17 protein-coding genes and 1 riboswitch are annotated in these 19,055 nt (G+C 63.3%); all 17 genes read right to left on the bottom strand.

All coding sequences use genetic code 11. From position 1 onward, the window contains the following. Position 1: 1 nt before the first annotated feature. Entirely contained in the window at positions 2-409 is a 408-nt protein-coding gene (locus tag HY737_07160; protein MBI4598158.1) for a hypothetical protein, read from the bottom strand. Between the two features lie 94 nt (positions 410-503). After that, positions 504-581, bottom strand: a riboswitch (cyclic di-GMP riboswitch). A 57-nt stretch (positions 582-638) separates the two neighbouring features. Further along, positions 639-1,667, bottom strand: a complete 1,029-nt coding sequence (locus HY737_07155) for a zinc-binding dehydrogenase (GenBank protein MBI4598157.1) — start codon at positions 1,665-1,667, stop codon at positions 639-641. 24 nt (positions 1,668-1,691) lie between these two features. Next, the gene (locus HY737_07150; protein MBI4598156.1) at positions 1,692-2,081 is read right to left on the bottom strand and encodes an ACT domain-containing protein; all 390 of its coding nucleotides are present in this window, start codon (positions 2,079-2,081) and stop codon (positions 1,692-1,694) included. Next, positions 2,078-2,659, bottom strand: coding sequence for a PilZ domain-containing protein (locus tag HY737_07145; GenBank protein ID MBI4598155.1), 582 nt, complete (start codon positions 2,657-2,659; stop codon positions 2,078-2,080). Before HY737_07145 ends, HY737_07150 begins: the two co-directional genes overlap by 4 nt. Then, positions 2,656-3,852 carry a thioredoxin domain-containing protein gene (locus tag HY737_07140; GenBank protein ID MBI4598154.1) on the bottom strand — a complete coding sequence of 399 codons (1,197 nt, stop codon included), beginning with the start codon at positions 3,850-3,852 and terminating at the stop codon, positions 2,656-2,658. The genes HY737_07145 and HY737_07140 overlap by 4 nt, the downstream gene beginning before the upstream one ends. A 32-nt stretch (positions 3,853-3,884) precedes the next feature. Beyond that, the gene (gene waaF / locus HY737_07135) at positions 3,885-4,994 is read right to left on the bottom strand and encodes a lipopolysaccharide heptosyltransferase II (protein ID MBI4598153.1); all 1,110 of its coding nucleotides are present in this window, start codon (positions 4,992-4,994) and stop codon (positions 3,885-3,887) included. After that, on the bottom strand, positions 4,960-5,955 hold the full coding sequence (locus HY737_07130; protein MBI4598152.1) for a glycosyltransferase family 9 protein: 996 nt from the start codon (positions 5,953-5,955) through the stop codon (positions 4,960-4,962). Before HY737_07130 ends, waaF (HY737_07135) begins: the two co-directional genes overlap by 35 nt. Next, the gene (waaF, locus tag HY737_07125; GenBank protein ID MBI4598151.1) at positions 5,945-6,994 is read right to left on the bottom strand and encodes a lipopolysaccharide heptosyltransferase II; all 1,050 of its coding nucleotides are present in this window, start codon (positions 6,992-6,994) and stop codon (positions 5,945-5,947) included. The genes HY737_07130 and waaF (HY737_07125) overlap by 11 nt, the downstream gene beginning before the upstream one ends. A gap of 25 nt (positions 6,995-7,019) precedes the next feature. Next, positions 7,020-8,156: a glycosyltransferase family 4 protein gene (locus tag HY737_07120; GenBank protein MBI4598150.1), complete on the bottom strand. Its 1,137-nt coding sequence runs from the start codon at positions 8,154-8,156 to the stop codon at positions 7,020-7,022. 9 nt (positions 8,157-8,165) lie between these two features. Beyond that, positions 8,166-10,274 (bottom strand): lipopolysaccharide heptosyltransferase II, encoded by a 2,109-nt coding sequence (waaF, locus tag HY737_07115; protein MBI4598149.1) that lies wholly within the window; start codon positions 10,272-10,274, stop codon positions 8,166-8,168. A gap of 16 nt (positions 10,275-10,290) precedes the next feature. Continuing rightward, the gene (locus HY737_07110) at positions 10,291-12,249 is read right to left on the bottom strand and encodes a mitochondrial fission ELM1 family protein (protein MBI4598148.1); all 1,959 of its coding nucleotides are present in this window, start codon (positions 12,247-12,249) and stop codon (positions 10,291-10,293) included. Continuing rightward, entirely contained in the window at positions 12,209-13,348 is a 1,140-nt protein-coding gene (lpxK, locus tag HY737_07105) for a tetraacyldisaccharide 4'-kinase (GenBank protein ID MBI4598147.1), read from the bottom strand. The genes HY737_07110 and lpxK overlap by 41 nt, the downstream gene beginning before the upstream one ends. 75 nt (positions 13,349-13,423) lie before the next feature. Further along, positions 13,424-14,716 (bottom strand): 3-deoxy-D-manno-octulosonic acid transferase, encoded by a 1,293-nt coding sequence (locus tag HY737_07100; GenBank protein MBI4598146.1) that lies wholly within the window; start codon positions 14,714-14,716, stop codon positions 13,424-13,426. A gap of 12 nt (positions 14,717-14,728) precedes the next feature. After that, positions 14,729-15,598 carry a tyrosine recombinase XerC gene (xerC, locus tag HY737_07095; protein MBI4598145.1) on the bottom strand — a complete coding sequence of 290 codons (870 nt, stop codon included), beginning with the start codon at positions 15,596-15,598 and terminating at the stop codon, positions 14,729-14,731. Beyond that, a complete protein-coding gene (topA, locus tag HY737_07090; GenBank protein MBI4598144.1) occupies positions 15,598-17,715 on the bottom strand; it encodes a type I DNA topoisomerase in 2,118 nt (705 codons plus the stop codon). The genes xerC and topA overlap by 1 nt, the downstream gene beginning before the upstream one ends. Beyond that, entirely contained in the window at positions 17,715-17,915 is a 201-nt protein-coding gene (gene thiS / locus HY737_07085; GenBank protein MBI4598143.1) for a sulfur carrier protein ThiS, read from the bottom strand. The genes topA and thiS overlap by 1 nt, the downstream gene beginning before the upstream one ends. After that, positions 17,899-19,032, bottom strand: coding sequence for a DNA-protecting protein DprA (gene dprA, locus HY737_07080; GenBank protein ID MBI4598142.1), 1,134 nt, complete (start codon positions 19,030-19,032; stop codon positions 17,899-17,901). Before dprA ends, thiS begins: the two co-directional genes overlap by 17 nt. Positions 19,033-19,055: the final 23 nt, after the last annotated feature.

Below are 19,055 nucleotides of genomic sequence, written 5' to 3'. Positions count from 1 at the left end.
CCTAGCTTGCGCTTTGCGATCTGACGGTTGAGAGCGAAGCGCGGTAGACCCGATGGCTATTCGTCCAACTGACGTCGACAATGAGCTCGCGCGGATCCGCGACCGCAGAGGGCTGATGCCGCACGGTCACCTGCTCCCCGCTGAGCGAATACCCGCCGATGATGGCCCCATAGGTATCCGGCGCGCCCCCGCCGGCCACGCCGTCAGGAAAACTGGCACTCAGCGCGAGAAACGGGGTGCTCTTGATCCGCTCCATGATATCTTTGGCGTCGCTCAGGGCCACGCTGGTTTGCTGGCTCACCTCGGTCAGCTGAAGCGATGCGTGATACGCCCCGAGCAGCCACACGCCGGCGATGATCATCACCACGATCGCCACCAGCAATTCGATAAACGTCATTCCGCGGCGCATCGGTATCGCTGCTCCATAAAAAAACACGAGTCTTGAAAAGAGACTCGTGTACGCAAGTGTTGATCTTTCGCCAACAATGTTGGCGGATCACTCCACCGGTAACCCCGCTGCCCAAGGTTCAGGGCCGGTAGCTTTGCGTCCCCCGCTTTCGCGAGGTTTGCTCTTTTCGGTGGTGCCTCTTTCAGGCACCATATGAGTATGCCCAATCTGAGAGGGGAAAACAAATCAATTAAGGCACTAACACGAGTTTTCCAAAGACGGTGCGGCGCAACAGGCGTTCATGGGCTTGTCGGGCATTGCGGAGCGGAAAGACCGTATCGATGATCGGTCGAAGAGCGCCTTGTTCGATCAGCTGGGTCACCTGCTGCAGTTCAGCCCGCGTCCCCATCATGGAGCCGAAGATCGAGAGTTGCCGAGAAAAGACATAGCGCAGATCAAGCGGCACGGTGGGGCCGGTGGTGGCCCCGCACGTGACGAGCCGGCCGCCTTTCGCCAGCACGCGGAGGCTGGCCTCCCACGTCTGCGGGCCGACGTGCTCGAAGACCACGTGCACGCCTTCACCGCCGGTCAGCGCCTTGACGCGTTCCTCAACGGATTCGCGCTGATAATTGATCACGGCATCCGCTCCCACGGCGCGCGCCTTGTCGATTTTCTCATCGGACCCTACCGTGGCATACACCGTCGCCGAGAGATGTTTCGCGATTTGAATGGCGGCATGGCCGATACCGCTGCCCGCGGCATGGATCAGCACGCGCTCGCCGGCGGTCAGCTTCGCGCGCCCCACTAGCATGTGCCAGGCGGCTAGAAACACGAGCGGATAGGCGGCCGCGTCTTCAAACGACAGCCCTCTCGGCAGGGGCAACGCATCGGAGGTCTTCGCGGTGACCAACTCGGCATATCCTCCGTCGGTGGCTGCCCCCCGGATACCAAAGGAGACGCAGACGTTGTCGAGGCCTTGCCGGCAGGGATCGCATTGACCGCAGCTTAAGCCCGGGGCCAGCACGATGGCATCCCCGGGCTTGACGTGTGTCACCCCGTCGGTCACGCGCTCCACCACCCCGGAAACATCGGAGCCTAAGATATGCGGTAGCGCCATGCGATAGGCGGGAATGCCCTGCCGGATCCACAGATCCAGGTGGTTAATCGAGCAGGCCTTGACGCGGAGGAGGAGTTCACCGGGTTGGGGGACGGGATCCGGCGCGTCGGTGTATTCCAGCACCTCCGGTTCCCCATGCTGCTTAAAGATAACCGCCTTCATCCAACTGGAGATTGTCCCCTCAGGTTAGCTGAGGGCGTTAATGGTGCCTTCGAGATCGTTGGTGCGCAGCACGAGGCCGCCGGGGCTGCCGGAGGTGGAACCGACGCAGTAGGCGTATTCCAGATTGATGCCGGCTTCCGCCAGCCGCTGGGAGATGCGGGCCAGCGCGCCCACTTCGTTGGGCACATCGAGGAAGACGACATCACGCACCTGGACCATCGCCGGCAGCTGCTGCAGGACGCGCTCGGCCTCCTTGGGTTTGTCCACCACCATGCGGATCACGGCGTGGTCGACGGTGTCCAAGACGGAGAGCGCGTTGATGTTGACGCGAGCCTTGGCCAAGGCCTCGCACACCCGTGCCAGCATTCCGGGGCGGTTTTCGAGAAAGACCGCAAGCTGAGTGTCGATCCTCATCCGATCGGTCCTCCGCGTTTGGCGTGCGCTCGCTTAAATGCCGCCCACGCCGCCAGGGCTTGCCGCTCAGACGCATAATGGCCGCTGAAACACGGCGATCCGTCGATGGCGACCACCAGGTGCCACGGCTGCGGGCGGCGGCTGGCCCGTTGCATCGACGGCATGTAGGTTCGGCCGCTGAAGACCCATGGCTGAAGCCCCCCCTTCGCGTTCTCCCCCCCCGCCTTGACGGCGGAGGCTGCCGGATGGCTGGGGAAGCGCTCGGCGAGCCAACGCCGCAGCAGCCTCGGCGGGTCGATGAACTCCACACCGACATCAAACATGAATGGGGGAGCAGGGCGCAAATCCAGCCGTTGGATCACCCACGCCACCCGTCCCGCGCACTCCACACCGCCAAGGTGCAGGTGGATGAGGGATCGGATCTCCAGCAGCTCTTGCAGGCGGACGCACAACCCTCCCTCGCTGACATTCACCGTTTCCGCCGGCAGCGAACGGTCGGCGGACCGCACGGCTACCTCAACGGATCCGCTGTGGAGGCGGGGAGCCCGCCGGCGCTCTTGCAGCAGCGCAGTCGTCATCGCTCGCGCAGCACCGAGAGAAATTCCTCAAACATCACCGGATTGAATCCTCCGGTGACGGGAACGCCATTGACGATATACGTCGGCGTGCTCATCACCTGCCTCGCAGCGCCTTCCTCGATGTCGCGCTTGACGGCCTCCAGCCCCTCGCCTGAGGCCATGCACGCGCGAAAACGCTCGACATCCAGCCCGACGCGGCGCGCGTCGTCATCGAGCGCCGTGGCCTTGTAGTCGTGGCCCTTCTCGAAGATCACGTCATGCAGCGGCCAAAACTTACCCTGCGCGTGGGCGCATTCGCCGGCCGCCGCCAGCTGGCACGCGCCTGGATGCGGGCTGCTTTGCACATGGCTGTTGCAGGCCGTGTCCAGCGGATAATTCTTGAACACGAACGCAATGTCCCGATGGTGGCCGGCTAACAAGACGGGATTCAGCTTCGAGGCCCGCTGGCAGGCCGGGCACATGAAATCGCTGAACTCGACCATTTGGATGGGGGCATTCGCCGGGCCTTGCATCGGATCATGATCGAGCGCGACGATCCCGCGGGCCGGCTGCCGAGCGATATAGTCCTGCAGCTGTTTGCGCATCGCGCCGGCGGGACCGCGCGTGATGAATTCGTTGGACGCATGGATGCCCGCCAGCCCCAGCGCGGCCACCGCCATGAGGCCCCAAAACAGCGCGGCCTGAGGGCGCGCGCGGGCGGGCATGAGCGCTCCGATCGCCTGACCGGCCGAGGCGAAGACGCGAAGCCATGGCCGTCCAAGCGCCTGGGCCGACGCGATGAGGATCAACAGATTCACGGCATACGTCAAGAGACAAAAGAGGCAATAGAAACGAATGACGAACGCCATGAGGCCGAAGAGTGCCACATCCACCGCCACCGCCAACAGTGCCAGCAGCGCGATGGCGGCCAGGGCGTGCCCTGCCCACTCCTCGGATTGATGGGCGAGGAGGGCCAGGCCGGCGAACGCCACGTAGGCGAGCGCGCCCCAGAGGGCCAAGGGGATGCCGAGGAACGATCCCCACGGGCCGGCGGTGACGGCATGACAATTGAACTGCCCCGCGCCGCTGCAGACCGCGCCCCCCAGCAGCTCGCCGCGGAGCAAACCCAGATGGATGTAGTAGAGGTAGCCGGCGAGGCCCAGGCCGATGAGACTCAGGATGAGGATGAGGCGAGCGGCGACTTGGGAACGCATGAATTCTATTTAATCTTGAATATTCCTGAAAGTCAATGAACCTTCTTTGGGGCTTCCCGCGAAAGAATTGAGACGGCGGCCTGGTACACCTCATCCACGGTCAATGAGGTCAAGCACAGAAACTCGATGTCGCAATTGTGGGCCAGGCAGGTGACGCAGCCGACCTCTTTATGGAGGATGACATGCCCCTCGCCGAGGGGGCCCCAGCGCCGGGGCGAGAGGCCGCGCTGGTTGCGGCCGAAAATATCGACCACCGGCGTGCCGACCGCGGCGGCGACATGCACCGGCCCGGAATCATTGGAAATGAGCAAGCGGCAGCGCCGCAAGAGTACTGCCAGCTCGGCAAGCGAAAGCTGTCCCGCGAAATTGAGGGCTGGCGACTGCAGGACCTGCTCTACCAGCGCCGCCTGAGCCGCATCTTCGGAGCCCGCGATGAGGCAGATGCGCACGCCGTGGTCTGCCGCGAGGCGATCCGCGACCTCGGCGAAGCGCTGCGGCATCCAGCGCTTCGAGGGGCAACTGGCTGAGGGATGCACCGCGATGAGCGCATCGGTCTCCGCGATGCCGGCGCTGCGAAGCAAGGCTTCGACGCGCGAGGCCGATGCGGCGTGAATCGGCACGACGGGGTGCGGCTCGGGAGGTGTGATACCTAAGAGACGCAACAGCTCTAAGGTATAGACGGCTTCGTGCCGCTCCCCTTCGTGCTTGCGATGCGGCATGCGGCGCGTCAACAACCAGCCGCATTTTCGGCGGTAGCCGATCCGCACGGGAATCCCGGCCAGCCACGCGATCCAATGAGACCGGTTGGTCGGATGGAGCACGATCGCCGTATCAAACTGCGCCTGGCGCAGCCTGAGGGCAAACCGAATCGTCGCCCACGCGCCGCGATGCCGCCCCTCCTTCTCATAGAGCATCACGTCGTTGAGATAGGGGTTGCCCTGCACCACATCGTTGCACGCCGGGCGCACCATCATGGCGATGAAGGCATGAGGATACTGGTGGCGGAGGGCTTGCAGCACGGGCGTGGAGAGCACGACGTCGCCGATCCGATCGAGCCTGATCACTAAAATCCGGCGCGGGTGGAAGGTGGAAGGTGGAAGGTGGAGGCTAGCCATTTGCCAGAAGGTCGCGAGCTGCTTCATAGACTTCATCCGGGGAAATGAATCGCATGCATTCGTGGTGAAAGCGACAGAGCGCTGCTTCGCACGGGGTGCAGAAGAGCCGCCGGCGGACTGTCCGGCGCTGCGAAGCGGTGGGGCCGTATTTGCGCTCATCGGTCGGCCCAAACATCGCCACCGTCGGCGCGTTGATGGCCGAGGCCAGATGGAGCGACGCTGAATCGTTGGTGATCACGACCCGCGCGCGCTGCATGAGCAGGGCGGCCTGCCGCGCCGTCGTCAGGCCTACCGCGTTGTGGGCTTTGTGCTTCATCGCCGCCAGCACCTCGTCCACAATCGATTGTTCAGCCGGCTCTCCCGAAAGAATCACCGCCGCGCGCTGCTCCGCCATGAGCCGATCGGCCACCTGGGCAAATCCTTCAGCCGTCCAGCGTTTAATATGACTGCGCGCCCCTGGACAGATGATCACCAGCGGCATCGTCCCGTTGATACTCCATCGTTTGCATAAACTATCAATGTGCGCTTTATCTTTCTCCGAGAACCACAGCGAACATTGGAAAAGATCCTCAATCACTCGGCCACTCGGCCACTCGGCCACTTGAATGCGCAGTTTCCACAAATGCCGGTCCCGCATGTGGACGATGCGGCGCGGAGGCGGCAGCACATACCGCCAAGCGGTCAGCGGGGTCAGAAAAAGCGGGAGCGCGGTATGGCGCAGATCGACGACGATCTGCGGATGAAATCGCCAGAGCGCGAGCCCAAGTTTCACGCGCCCTGCCCAACCGCTGAACGCGTCGGCGTCAACCAACGTGCGAACGCGCGGGTCATCCTGAAACAGCGCCGCGGCGCGCGCGCCGACCACGAGTGTTAGGTGCGCTGCGGGAAAACGTTCATGGAGGCGCGCGATGACCTCGCCGGCTAAGACCGCATCCCCGATGTTCGACGGGCCAATCACGAGGATTCGTTGGACGGTATCAGGAGACATGGGTGTTCTGCAAGAGCCGGTGGGCCGCCTCATAGACTTCATCAACGCTGATCGCCTGCATGCCCGGATGGGACGCGTGGTTGGGCGCATAACAGGGAATCTGGGGGCAACACTCGGGACGATGGATAACGGCTACTCGCTCACGATCACCGAGCGGGCCGGTGAGTGCCGGTGACGTCGGGCCGTAGAGGGCGACGAGCGGCCGGTGGAGTGCCGCGGCCAGATGCGCGATCCCCGTATCATTCGACACGACCAGATCGGCGTGTTCGAGAATCGCCGCCAGCTCACGGACGCTCGTTGCCCCTGCGAGCACCGTCGCAGGCCGCTGCATACTCGCCCGGACGGCCTGCGCGAGCGCGAGGTCCTCCGGCCCGCCGGTGAGCAGCACCTGCGCGCCGAAGGCCGTGCTGAGCCGATCCCCCAGGTCGCCGAATCGCTCCGGGGCCCATCGTTTGTGCGCCCAGTTCGCCCCAGGGTGCAGCACCACCAGCGGTTGTTCAAACGTGTCTGTCACTTTTTTTGGAAAAAGCGACAGGCACGTTTCTCTGGCGGCGCGGCGCTCCGCTTCGCTCACGACATACTCATACGGTTGGAGCGAGGCGGTGGCCCCGATGGCGGAGAGCAGCGGCAGGTACGACGCCGCTTTATGTTGAGGCGTCCGGGGCGCCGGGATGCGCGCGGTCAGCGCCCATCCGCTTTTCGAATTGTCGAACCCGATGCGGTGCGGGATGCCTGCCGCGCACAAGAGCAGCGTCCGGGACAAGCTCTTGCGTAAGATAAACGCCCGATCAAACCGCAGGCGGCGCAGCTCACGCGCAAGATGCCACCATCCGGCGAACCCGCGGGGCTCTCCGCGATCATCAAAGACGAGCACCTCATTGAGGCGCGGGTTGTGCAGCAGGATCTCGCGGGATTGCGGCCAGCCCAGGGTGGCGATCAACGCATTGGGACGATGCTGCCGCAGCGCCTTGAGAAATGGCGTGGCGAATAAGATCTCGCCGTACCAGTTAGGCAGCACGACCAGGATGCGTTCCATCATGAGGGATTTCGGATTGTGGATTGTGTCACTTTTCAACCCGCAATTCGCAATTCGTTGAAGTTACGTCGTGGTAGACCGCCTCGACCTGCTCCACCATGCGGGTCAGCGTATACCGTTCTTTCACGATGGCGCGGGCTCGGTCGGCTGCCCGAGACGCTGTCTCGCCATGTTGAAGCGTCTGCAGGATCGCCGAGGCTAAGCCGCGCGGATCATTTGGCTCGACCAACGTGCCGACCCCGCTCTGCTCCAGCACCCACGTTGAGCCTCCACCGCGGCGAACCGCCACGATCGGCCGAGCACTCGCCATGGCTTCCAGCAGCGAAAGCCCAAAACCCTCTTGCTCTGCCGGCAAAAACACGAACAGGTCCATGAGGCGCAAGGCGGCGGCGGTCTGCGGGAGCGCTCCGGCAAAATGCACCGCATCGCTGATCCTCAGCGCGTCGGCGAGCCGCTGCAGGCGTGCGCGATCTTCGCCATCGCCGATGATGAGCAGGCGCGCGTTCGGCATCACGGCGCGCACATGCGGGAGAGCCTCAAGCAATTGATGCACGCCTTTGCTCGGCACCAATCGAGCCACCGTGCCGATGACCGGCCCGCCGCTTGGCAATCCCACGTGCGCGCGCAGGCGCTGCAGCTGGGCCGGATCGATCGAGGCTTCAAACGGCGTTGGATTGATGCCGTGCGGGATCAGCCGGATGCGCGCCTCCGGAACATGAAAATCCTTGAGGAGATGCTGGCGCACCGGTTCGCTGATGGCAATCGTCAGCCCTCCGGTGCACGGCCAGAGCCACCGCCCGAGATTCGGCCGAAAAAATCCATGCCACGTCGTCACATACGGAATCGACAGCCGCCGTGAGAGCCGATCCGCCACCACGTGGGCCACGCGCGTGTGCGCATGAATCACGTCCACCGGCTCCTCCCTCCGCAGACGGCGGGTCAACTCGCGCGTGGCGCGACACACCTTCGGGCTGAACTCTACACTCGTGTGGAGTGGAACCGGCCACACCGCGGCACCGCGCTGTGAGGCCTCTGCCCCACAGGTGCCGGCATCGGCGGCGATCGCGACGTCATGCCCTCGCTGAATGAGCGCGCTCGACACCGAGAGGACGTAGCGTGTAATCCCTCCGACGTTGAGGTGCGAGGTGATCTGAAGGATCTTCATGGCTTACGACTAATCCTTCCCGCTCGCTTCAGCCATCGCTAATCGCCCAAGGACGACCTTCAGGACCTCCTCAACCGAGATGCGGTTCATGCAGGCATGCGTGAGGGTGCGGCAGCGCGGCGAATAACACGGGCTGCAGAAGACGTCTTTCTTGATCACCTCACCGAGAAAATTCGGCGGCAGATGACGGGCCGGATCGGTGGGCCCAAACAACGCGATGGTCGGCACGCGCATCGCCGCCGCCAGATGCAACGCCGAAGAATCGTGCGCGAGAAACAGATCGCAACGCTTGATTAGGCAGGCCAACTCCATCAGGGTTGTTTTCCCGACGACGATGTGGGGCAGCGGCGAGGTGAGTTGCGCCAGCGCGCTGGCGATGCCCTGCTCCTGCGACCCTCCGGTCACCACCACCCGAACGCCCTGCTTCGTTAAGGCGTTGCACACCGCGGCCCATCGGGCGAGATCCCAACGTTTGGTTTTCCACCGCCCGCTGCCGCCAGGCTGCATGCCGACCAGAGGTCGAAGGTGGAGGGTCGAAGGTGGAAGGGTCAGTAATCGCTCGGCGGTTTGTTCGTCTAGTGGGGAGGGCCACAGCTCAAGCTCCTCCCCGGCCGGCTCGATGCCAAGATGACGCAAGAGATAGTGCTGATGCGCCATCGGGGCCAAGATGACGCGCGGCAGCCGCACCGCCCGATTCAGGCACCCACCGCATTTACGGTTGTAGCCCATGCGCACCGGGATGCCGGCGAGCCACGCCAACAGATGCGTCTTGCGGCTATTTTGCAAATCGATCGACTGATCAAAACGTCCGGCGGCCAGACGCCGAAGCAGCTTCGCATGACCCAGCGGCCCGCGGTCCTTGCCGGCCTTGTCATAGATGATGACGTCATCGAGATAGGGGCAGCGCGCCACCACGTCATATGCCAAGCGGCCGACGATGAGGGTCAGATGCGCCGACGGCCATCGGCGACGGATGGCCCGCAAGCTGGGTGTGGAGAGCACCACATCGCCGAGCGCGCTCAGTTTCCAGATGAGGATGCGGGGGCGCGTGAGACACTCGTCATAGACCGCGAGTGTTCGCTCCACCATCCGCCCCGCAGGCCATTTCGCCTCAACCTGCGCGCGCCCCCGTGCCACGCATCGCTGGCGCAACGCCGGATCGTGAAGCAATCGCTCAATCGCATCGGCCAGCGCTTTTGGATCGCGCGGCGGCACCAACAACCCATTCTGCCCATCATCAATGAGCTCGGCGAGCGCGCCGATGCGGGAGGCGATCACCGGTCGGCCGACCGCTTGCGCTTCCACCACCCCGCGGCCAAAGGACTCGGGGTAGGTTGAGGGGACGAGAATCAGATCCATCGTGCCCATGAGCGCTGCCACATCATAGCGGATGCCGAGCCATTCAACGGCATCGTCAAGCTTGAGACTCTTGATGAGGGCGTCCAGCATCTGACGTGCCGGCGAACCTGGTGTATCGCCGGCCATGACCAGCCGAATGGGCAGGCCCTTCTGCTGAAGCTTCGCACATGCTCGGATGGCGACCTCGTGGCCTTTCGTCGCGGATAATCGCCCGAAGACGCCGACACGCCACGGGCCATCACGGGAAGGAGGCGATGGGCGAACAGAGAACTCCTCCAGATCAACGCCGCGAGGGATCACCCGCAGCCGCTCTTTGGGAACCCGGAAATGCTCCATGAGATACCGGGCGAGCGCCTCGGAAGGCACAATGACCGTGCGGCCCCACCCCATGACGCGAGACGCCGCGTGCGGCCGGTAAAATCCGTGCGCCGTGGTGATGAATGGCCGCTGGGTACGCCGGGCGGCCGCCCACCCGATCCAAGCCGGAATGCGGGAGCGCGCATGCACCACATCAACGCCTGTGCTGGTCATGATGTCCGCCACGGCGGGAATGCACGAGAGCATCCTGGAGAGGGATTTTTCATGCACGGGCAACGCATAGTGCACCGCGCCGAATGACGTCAGCGGCTCCACGAGTGGTCCGCCGGCGGAGATGACGCTGACGCGATGCCCGCGGGCGATCGCCCCCTTCGCGAGATCGAGCACGCCGCGCTCAACACCGCCGACCGCTAATGTCGGGACCAACTGCAGGATATGCATCTGATGGACGCTGGATTTAAATCAGTTTCTGGAGGGCGTGCCGGACGGCGCTGGCCGTGTCGAGGCGTTTGAACGACGCTGGCTCGCTCAGGGCCTGCTCGATCGCTGCCGCCACCTGATGCACGGGTACGATACGCACGTAGCCGTCGGCGGCCAAATCCTGAAGAAACCGACGGTGTTTGGTCCGCCGCCGGCACACGGTGGAGCGAAGCGGGGGTTCCACCACGATGACCGGACGTCCGCTCGCGCACGCTTCAGACACCATGGAAATGCTCTCGCCAGTCACGATGGCGACATCGGCAGCCCCCAGCATGCCTTCCATGGTCCCGTTGAGCGCATCCCGGCTGGCCAAGAGGAGCAACCGGCACCGCGGATCCTCGCTGAACCGCTGCGTGAGCATCGCGTCCACAGCGCGCGAGGTGCGGCGCGAGGTCGTGACCAGCATCGTCGCCTCACGCTGCCGGCTGGCGCGGGCCACCCCCTCCATCAGGGATGCCACAAACGGCTCCGACACGGCGTAGTGCGCCGTATCTCCGCCGAGAAACACGGCAATGCCCGGCCCGTGGAATGCGCCGGACCCTGCGCGAAATCGGGGATGGTGCTGCACGTGCGCGCGCGCGCAAGCCAAGGCGTCCTCGCCGAGCGTCGCGGCAACAGCGCCGTCCACCTGCACCACATTGCGCCGATGCGGCAGCCGGTCATGGCGCGGGGAAATGACCACATCGAATCGCGACAGCGGCAGCGGGGAGGGATTCATCAGCACCACCGACTTGGCTTGGTGCTCGGCCGCCCACAACACGTTGGGCGCCGAGAGCGAAGCCCCGCACGAAATGATGAGGTCGGCGTATCGGCCGCGCAGCGCCTTCCAGCTCTCAGGGGTGAGCGTCCATCGCAAACAGCGCGCTCCCCCCCACCCCTTCGGCATCCCCCAGCCCCATAGCAAGGCGATCCCGCGCGCCAGCCGGCTGCGGTAGCGAATCTCCACGGTCTGGCTGACGAGCTGCGGATGCTGCTCCTGCAGCGCGTGCACCACGGCATGGGATTGCTTGAGATGCCCAAGCTTGCCGTCGCTGAAGACCAGCGCGCGGCGGGCCGGGGTATACTTCCATTTCTTGTGCAACCAGAGCCATTGCGTCGGATCCTGCTCAATGTGTCGGGCGAGCACACTGGCAAACGCCTGAGCTCCCTGCCGCGCGGCCTCGTCTTCCGACGCCGGTGTGGGCAGCGCAATCGGGGGCTCAACAACAATACGGTGGTGCGGGCCGCGGATCCGATGGATGAACGCCGGAAGAATCAGCGCGCGCTTCTGATGCGCTAAGGCAAACGGCCCGGTGGCAAACAGCGCTGGCCGGCCGAAAAATTCGACGAAGAGGCCCTGGCGGCTGACTTGATCACCCACAATGCCGATGAGCTGCCGGCGCGAGAGCGCTTCGATCATCCGTTTCATCGCTCCGCCTTTGTGGATGATCGTGCACCCTTTTGATTCGCGGTAGGACACGAGCAACCGATACAAACGCGGCAGGCGCTTCTGAGCGCGCGCTAAGGCCATGATCGGATAGCCTCTGAGTGCTGCGACGATGGAGCAGAGTTCCCAATTGCCATAGTGGCCGGTCAACAGCACGATGGGCCGGCCAGAGGAGATCGCCGCTTCAAAATGCTGATACCCCTCGATCGTGATGTACCGCTCGACATAGCGCCGATCAATCACCGGCAGACGCAGCAGCTCCACCGCGCTCGCCCCAAGATGTCGACAGTAGGCGTGAATGATCCGGCGAGACGCCTCCGGAGTGATCCGCCCGTCGAAGGCCGCGCGGACGTTTCTGATCCCGACGCGGCATCGCTTGGGCTGCAGCCAAAAGATCAGCCCGCCCAGTCGCTGCCCGCACCACACCGCAGCCTCGGCCGGCATCACACAGAGGAGCCGGCTCATGAGCCTAACCGCAAGGCACGCGAGCCAATCGATCATCCAACTCATGCTCTCCGCTTAACACTTTCATGTGAACCCGAAGCACCCATAACGGCACAGATGACGAGCCTCCCGCGGCCACGAGCGGGCGGAGGCGGACCCAATCTTTTTCCGTGGTCACAATCGCATCCGGACGAACCCCGGATGAGGGTCGTGCCAAGGCCTTCCAATCCGCCAGGCGATACCGATAATGATCCGGAAAGGTGCGATGCCAGGCGATGGTCGCATGCAACTGTTTCACGGTCGCTTCAAACCCTTCCGGATCGCCGATGGAAGACAGCAGGCCCACCCGGGCGCCATCGAGCCGGGATAATTGATAGGGCTGCCGCGTCGTCACATCTTCCAGCCCAATCGGCTCATGCGCCGTGGCCACAATCGTCGCGGAAGGGGCCAGCGCATGCAGATGCTCCGTCAATGCGCCCACGGATTCCAGCGCTTCATCGGCCTTCGTAATGACAATGATGTCCGCTCGCCGAAGCGCTGAGATGTTTTCCCGCATCGGCCCGCGCGGAAACACCTGCCAGCCGCCAAAGGGCATCCGCGTGCGCACGAGCACGATGTCGCAATCGCGCGCAAGCCGCCGATGCTGAAACCCGTCATCGAGCACGATGACCTCAGCGCCAAATTGTGAGATCGCTCGCCGTCCGCTCTTCACCCGATCAGGCCCCACGAGGACGGGCACACCGCCCAAACGCTGAGCCAGCACCTGGGGTTCATCAGCCAGCAGCTCTGTGGGGGCCTGCGCGGTTCCATTGATCAGCAGCCCGCCGGAGCCCCAGGCCAAGACGTATTCCCTGCCGCCACCGCCATAGCCGCGGGACAGCACGGCCACCTGTTTGCGGCAGGCGATGAATTTCTTGGCCATGAGCTCCACACAGGTGGTCTTGCCGGTGCCACCGACGGTCAGATTCCCAACGCTGATGACCATGGCAGGCAGCCGAACTGAAGGAGCCCATCCATGATCGTAGGCCGCGTTGCGGGCAGCCACCGCCGCGCCATACACGACTGCGCCGGCGGAAAGGACGGCTCCGGCAAGGCTGTCGGAGCATGTGGATGGCTGGGATTGCGTGGCTATGCGCCACCACGCATCGTGGAGGGATCGCCACATGGTAATCTCTTATTGTACGTCGTCGGAGAGACAGAGTCTAGAACGACTCTCAAGGCGATATCAGATATGAAATGGTCATTTCATATCTGATATCGACTGGAAAATCGGCTGGAGCGCTTCGAGGGTGCGGGTGACGGCGCCGCGGGAGCGTTCGGCCAGCGCCTGGGCCCGACGCCCCATTGCCTCGGCGCTGGCAGGATTCGTGAGCAGGGCAGTGAGCGTTGCCAAGAGTTCTTCGGTTGTGGCAAGCTGTTTCGCCGCATCTGCAGCAAGCAACTGTTCGGCGATGTCGGCGAAGTTGTGCATGTGCGGCCCGAAGAACACGGGTTTGCCAAGGCTCGCAGCCTCCAGCGGATTTTGCCCTCCGTGCGGGATCAGGCTGCCGCCGATAAACACCACCGTGGCCAGCGCATAGTAGCGCGGCAGCTGGCCGAAGGTATCCACGATGCCCACGTCCCAGCCGCCGCCGCCGCGCGCCTGGGAAAACCTCAGCGAAATCAGTCCTGCCTGTTTAACCAACGACTCCACCTCGGCCACGCGCTCCAGATGCCGAGGAGCGATGATCAGCCGTATCGGCTGCTGCGCGCGCTTTAACTCGTGGATGGCCGCAAGCAGCGCGGCCTCTTCGCCTCGGTGCGTACTGCCGGCAACGATCAGCTGATCGCCGGGCAGCACCCCAATCGTTCCGGCGGTTTCCTGCGCCTGCTCGGGCGTTGGCCGCGCCGAGAGGCTGGCCTCCCATTTGAGATTCCCGGCCACGCGCACTTTTTCCGCGGTCACGCCAAGACTGGTCAGCCGATCAGCATCCTGCTGGCTCTGCATGCAGAAGAAGTCGATATGGCGGCTCAGCGCGCCTCCCAGCCATCGGCGGACCCACCGATAACGGCGAAAGGCTCGTGCGGAGATCCGCCCATTGACCACCGCAATCCGGCAGCCGCGGGCCTTCGCTTCTCGGATGAGAATCGGCCACAATTCTGATTCGATGAGGATCAAGACCCGCGGCCGAATCTGATCAAACGCGCGACGCACGCACCCCCGCAGGTCAAGCGGCAAGTAGAGCGGAATCGTTTGAGGGATGGCGGGCGTTGATGCCACGTCAAACCCGCCGCGGGTAATGGTCGAGAGGATCAGAGGATCCACACTCGCCTCCGCGATGGCTCGCACCAGGGGGCGCGCAGCCAGCACTTCGCCCACACTCACCGCATGCACCCAAATCGGCACGCCGCGGCGTAACACATCGCGCGCAGGCTGCGGGTAATACCCCAGCCGCATGGTCCAGCCGGGATGCGGCAGCCGCTTGCGCATCAGCGCCTTCGGCAGGTAGGCGAGGTAGCCGAGGATAAACAGCAGTTCGTACACCCACCACATTAGGACGCTAGTTTACGCCCTTGGATGGGCTTGATCATAGACTTTCTTCAGCCGCTGGGCGGTGACGTGCGTGTAGATTTGGGTGGTGGAGAGACTGGCGTGGCCGAGCAGCTCCTGCACGCTGCGCAGATCCGCCCCACGATCCAGCAGATGCGTGGCAAAACTATGGCGCAGGCTGTGCGGGCTGATGGTCGCCGGCAAACCGGAGAGCTTCACGTAGCGGGCCAGCAGCCGGTCGACCTGCCGAACGGTCAGCCGTGTGCCTTTTTGGCTCACGAAGAGGGCGTACGGCGCGCGCGGTGTTCGCGGCCGCTTCGCCACATAGCTTCGCACCACCTTCAGGGCTGTTTTCCCGATGGGACAGAGCCGTTCTTTCTTGCCTTTGCCTCTGACGATGAGCGTTTCGGAAATCTCATCCAGATCTTGCACATTAAGCCCTACCAGCTCGCTCGCGCGGATGCCGGTGGAATAGAGGGTTTCCAGCATCGCGCGATCCCGCCAGCCCTGCCATTTTTCCGTCGTCGGCGCGCCTAGCAGCTTGGTCATTTGCGGCTCATCAAGAAATGACGGCAGCCGCTTGTCCAACCGCGGCGTTGGGATCGACGCCGCCGGGTTATGCTCGAGCCCGCCTTCCCGGCACACAAAGCGGAAGAAACTGCGCAGGCACGACAGCTTTCTCGCAACCGTGCGACGCGCGAGCTGTTGGGTGCCAAGATGCGCCACGAAACGTCGGATCTCCAGCGGCGTGATCTCGTGGAGTCGCGCGTGCCCCAGGAAGGCGAAAAATTGCGCAAGATCGAGGGAATAATTCGTGCCGGTGTGCTCGGAGGCGTTACGCTCTGTTCGCAGGTACTGCAAAAATCGCCTCACCAGTGGCGGGATCACTCGTCAAGATCCTCGGAATCCTCAGCGGCTTTTTCTGCTCCGTTCTCGGTCTTGTCGAGCTTGCGCGCCGTGTACCGGCACGTCGGATAGTTTCCACACCCGTAGAAGATCCGTCCGCGGGAGCGACGCTCCACCAACTCTCCGCCGCAGGTCGGACACTTGACACCGGTCGGCACCGGCTTGGCGTTTTTGCACTCGGGGAATCCTGAGCAGCTTAAGAACTGGCCGAACCGGCCCCACTTGATCACCATGGGCTTGCCGCATTTTTCGCAGACATAGTTCGTGGGGATCACCTCGCGCTTGACCGCCTTCATCGTCTCCTGCGCATGCCCGATGCGCAGCGAAAACGGCGTGTAGAAGTGGCGCACCACCGAGACCCATTCCAGATCGCCCTCTTCCACGCGGTCCAGCTCTTCCTCCACTTCGGCGGTGAATTTCAAGTCCATCACCTCGGGAAAATATTCGATGAGCATGTCGGTGACGATGCGGCCTAAGTCCGTGGGAATGAGGCTGCCGCCGTTGCGGCGCACGTAATCCCGTGACACAATCGTCAGGATGGTGGGCGAATACGTACTCGGCCGCCCGATGCCGGCTTCCTCTAAGGCTTTCACCAGCGACGCATCGGTGTACCGGCGCGGCGGCTTGGTGAAGTGCTGGCTGTGCAGCAGGTTGAGCAGTGTTAAGGCATCACCCCGCGCCAACGGCGGCAAGGCGCCCTCAGGCAAAGCGCCCTCCTCCGCTTCCGGCTTCTCGCCTTCCTCATAGACTTTGGTCCATCCGGCAAAGAGATTCGTGCGGCCGTTGGCTTTCAAGTTAAATGTCCCGGCGGCGATTTGCACCGCCACCACCTGATCAATGGCGTCGGCCATCTGGCTGGCGACAAACCGCTGCCAAATGAGCTGATAGAGCGCGGCCTGCTCCTCGGTTAAATACGGCGCGAGCGACTCAGGCGTGTGGACGACACTCGTGGGGCGAATGGCCTCATGCGCTTCTTGCGCGGTCTTGCGGGATTTATACACGCGGGGCTCGGCCGGCACATAGTCCTTGCCGAACTGCTTGGGGATAAACCCGCGAAGGGCGTTCAACGCCTCATCGGCGATCCGCACCGAGTCAGTGCGCATGTAGGTGATCAGCCCCACCGCGCCCTCCTGGCCGATCTCGAGCCCCTCGTAGAGCTGCTGGGCGATGCGCATGGTGCGCGCGGAAGAAAACCTCAGCTTGTGGAACGCCTCTTGCTGCAGCGTGCTGGTGGTGAACGGCGGCTTCGGGTAGCGCTTTTGCTCCTTTTCCGTCACATCCGAAACGACAAAGGACTGCTCACGGAGTTCTTTCGCCAGACGCTCCGCCTCATCTTGAGTCTTCATCTCAACTTTTTTGCCATTCACTTTATCGAGCTGGGCTTTGAAGGCCGCGCCCCCTGCGGTCTTCTTCAGCTCAGCATCAATCAGCCAGTACTCTTGCGGTCTAAACGCCTCAATCTCTTTTTCTCGATCGACGATCAGCCGTAACGCCACCGACTGCACCCGGCCGGCGGATAAGCCGCGGCCGACCTTTTTCCACAAGAGCGGCGACAGGGAGTACCCGACGAGCCGGTCGAGAATCCGCCGCGCTTGCTGCGCGTTGACGAGCTTCAAATCGATCGCCGTGGGATGCTGGATGGCGGCCTTGATGGCTTGCGGGGTGATTTCATGAAAGGTGACGCGATAGATTTTCCGGCCATCCTGCGCAGCGCGCTTCGCCTTCGGACGTTTCTTGCCGCTGGCCGCCTCATCGTTGGCGCGCTTCGCGGCTTTCTTGGCTTGCGCCTCTTCATCGTCAAGCAGGAGCCGCTGCAAATGCCAGCTGATGGCTTCGCCTTCGCGATCCGGGTCGGGCGCTAAGTAGATGGCGTCACAGCCGCGCGCGTCTTCCTGCACCTGCTTGGCGATCTTGCGCCGCTTCTGAATCACGATGTACTGAGGCTCGAAGTTATGGTCGACATCAACGCCAAGCTTGCTCGCCGGCAGATCGCGCAGGTGGCCGAAGGAGGAGGTCACGTCAAAGTCCGACCCGAGGATCTTATGGATCGTCTTCGCCTTCGCCGGCGATTCGACAATGACGAGTTTCTTGGCCATCAGCCTCCACCCACGAACCGAACGATTTCCACCTGGTCCCCTTCCTTTAATACGGTGCCGGTGTGCTCGGCTCGCTTCAGAATCTTCAGATTCACTTCGACCACCACGCGCTCTGGCGCAATCGCCAGCGCCTCAAGCATCTTCGAAACAGTGGCCCCGTCCGGCAATTGGCGCGCTTGCCCATTAACGATGGCGTTCATAGGTATATCTGATAAAGTGCTTCCCTGGCAACTGTTTAATGATCTTTTTCAGTTCCAGCTGCAATAAGGCCGCTGAGACATCGGCTGTGGCCAGCCCGCAGCGTGCGGTAATCGCGTCAATGTAGAGCGGCTCCTTGCCCGTCATGCACGACGCGATACGGCGCTCCGCGTCACTGAGGTCTTCTTCACGCAACCCCTCAGGCCCCGCGGCCTGCTGCACCCTTGACGCTGCCACAGGCACAGGAAGCAGATGCAGTTCTTCTAGAATATCATCAACCGAGGTCACAAGGCGAGCGCCTTGTTTCAGCAGCTGATGCGTTCCGGCGGAAGTGCTCGCCGTAATCGCTCCTGGCACCGCGAACACCTCGCGGCCCTGCTCCAGCGCGGAGTCCGCGGTAATGAGCGCCCCGCTTCGCTCGCCGGCTTCCACCACCACGACGCCAAGCGACAAACCGCTGATAATCCGGTTGCGCCGTGGAAAATTGCCGGGATACGGCAGCATCTGCATGGGGTATTCCGACACCACCGCTCCGTGAGCGGCAATCGTGTCAGCCAACGGCGCATGTTCCGTTGGATAGACATGCGAAAATCCGCTGCCAAGCACCGCGATGGTCCGCCCGTGAGCCCTCAATGCCCCGCGATGCGCTGCCGCATCAATACCCAGGGCGAGACCAGAAACCACGGTCGCCCCGCGCAGGGCAAGATCATACCCTAATTGCTCAGCCACTTGCAAACCGTAGAGTGAGGCCGCGCGGGATCCGACAATGCCGAGTGCCGCATCATCCGCCTCGGTGAGCTCCCCGCGCGCGTAGAGTGCCACCGGCGGATCAGTAATCTCCCGCAGCCGCCGAGGGTAGGCGGCGTCGGCCAAGGTCACCAGGCCAACACCCTCCTGGTTGGCGCGCGCAAGCTCCTCCTTCAGGAGCCGAGGACTTCGCACGCTGCTCCTGATACGCTTCGCGATCGCCGCGTTGATTCCCTCAACCTGAGCCAACAGAGATTCATCGGCCGCACAGACCTGTTGCACGCTGCCGAAGGCCTCCAGCAGCCGCCGCATCCGCGCCGGATGCAGTTCGGGAATCAAATTGAGCACAATACACAGCTCGCGATCGGTCATGAGTTTTCCACAGGCGATATCAG

It is taken from the genome of Candidatus Omnitrophota bacterium (assembly GCA_016209275.1).
Taxonomy (GTDB): domain Bacteria; phylum Omnitrophota; class Gorgyraeia; order Aquiviventales; family Aquiviventaceae; genus JACQWM01.
The sequence above is the reverse complement of the archived record's forward strand: the minus strand, read 5'-3'. Positions and strand labels throughout refer to the sequence as shown.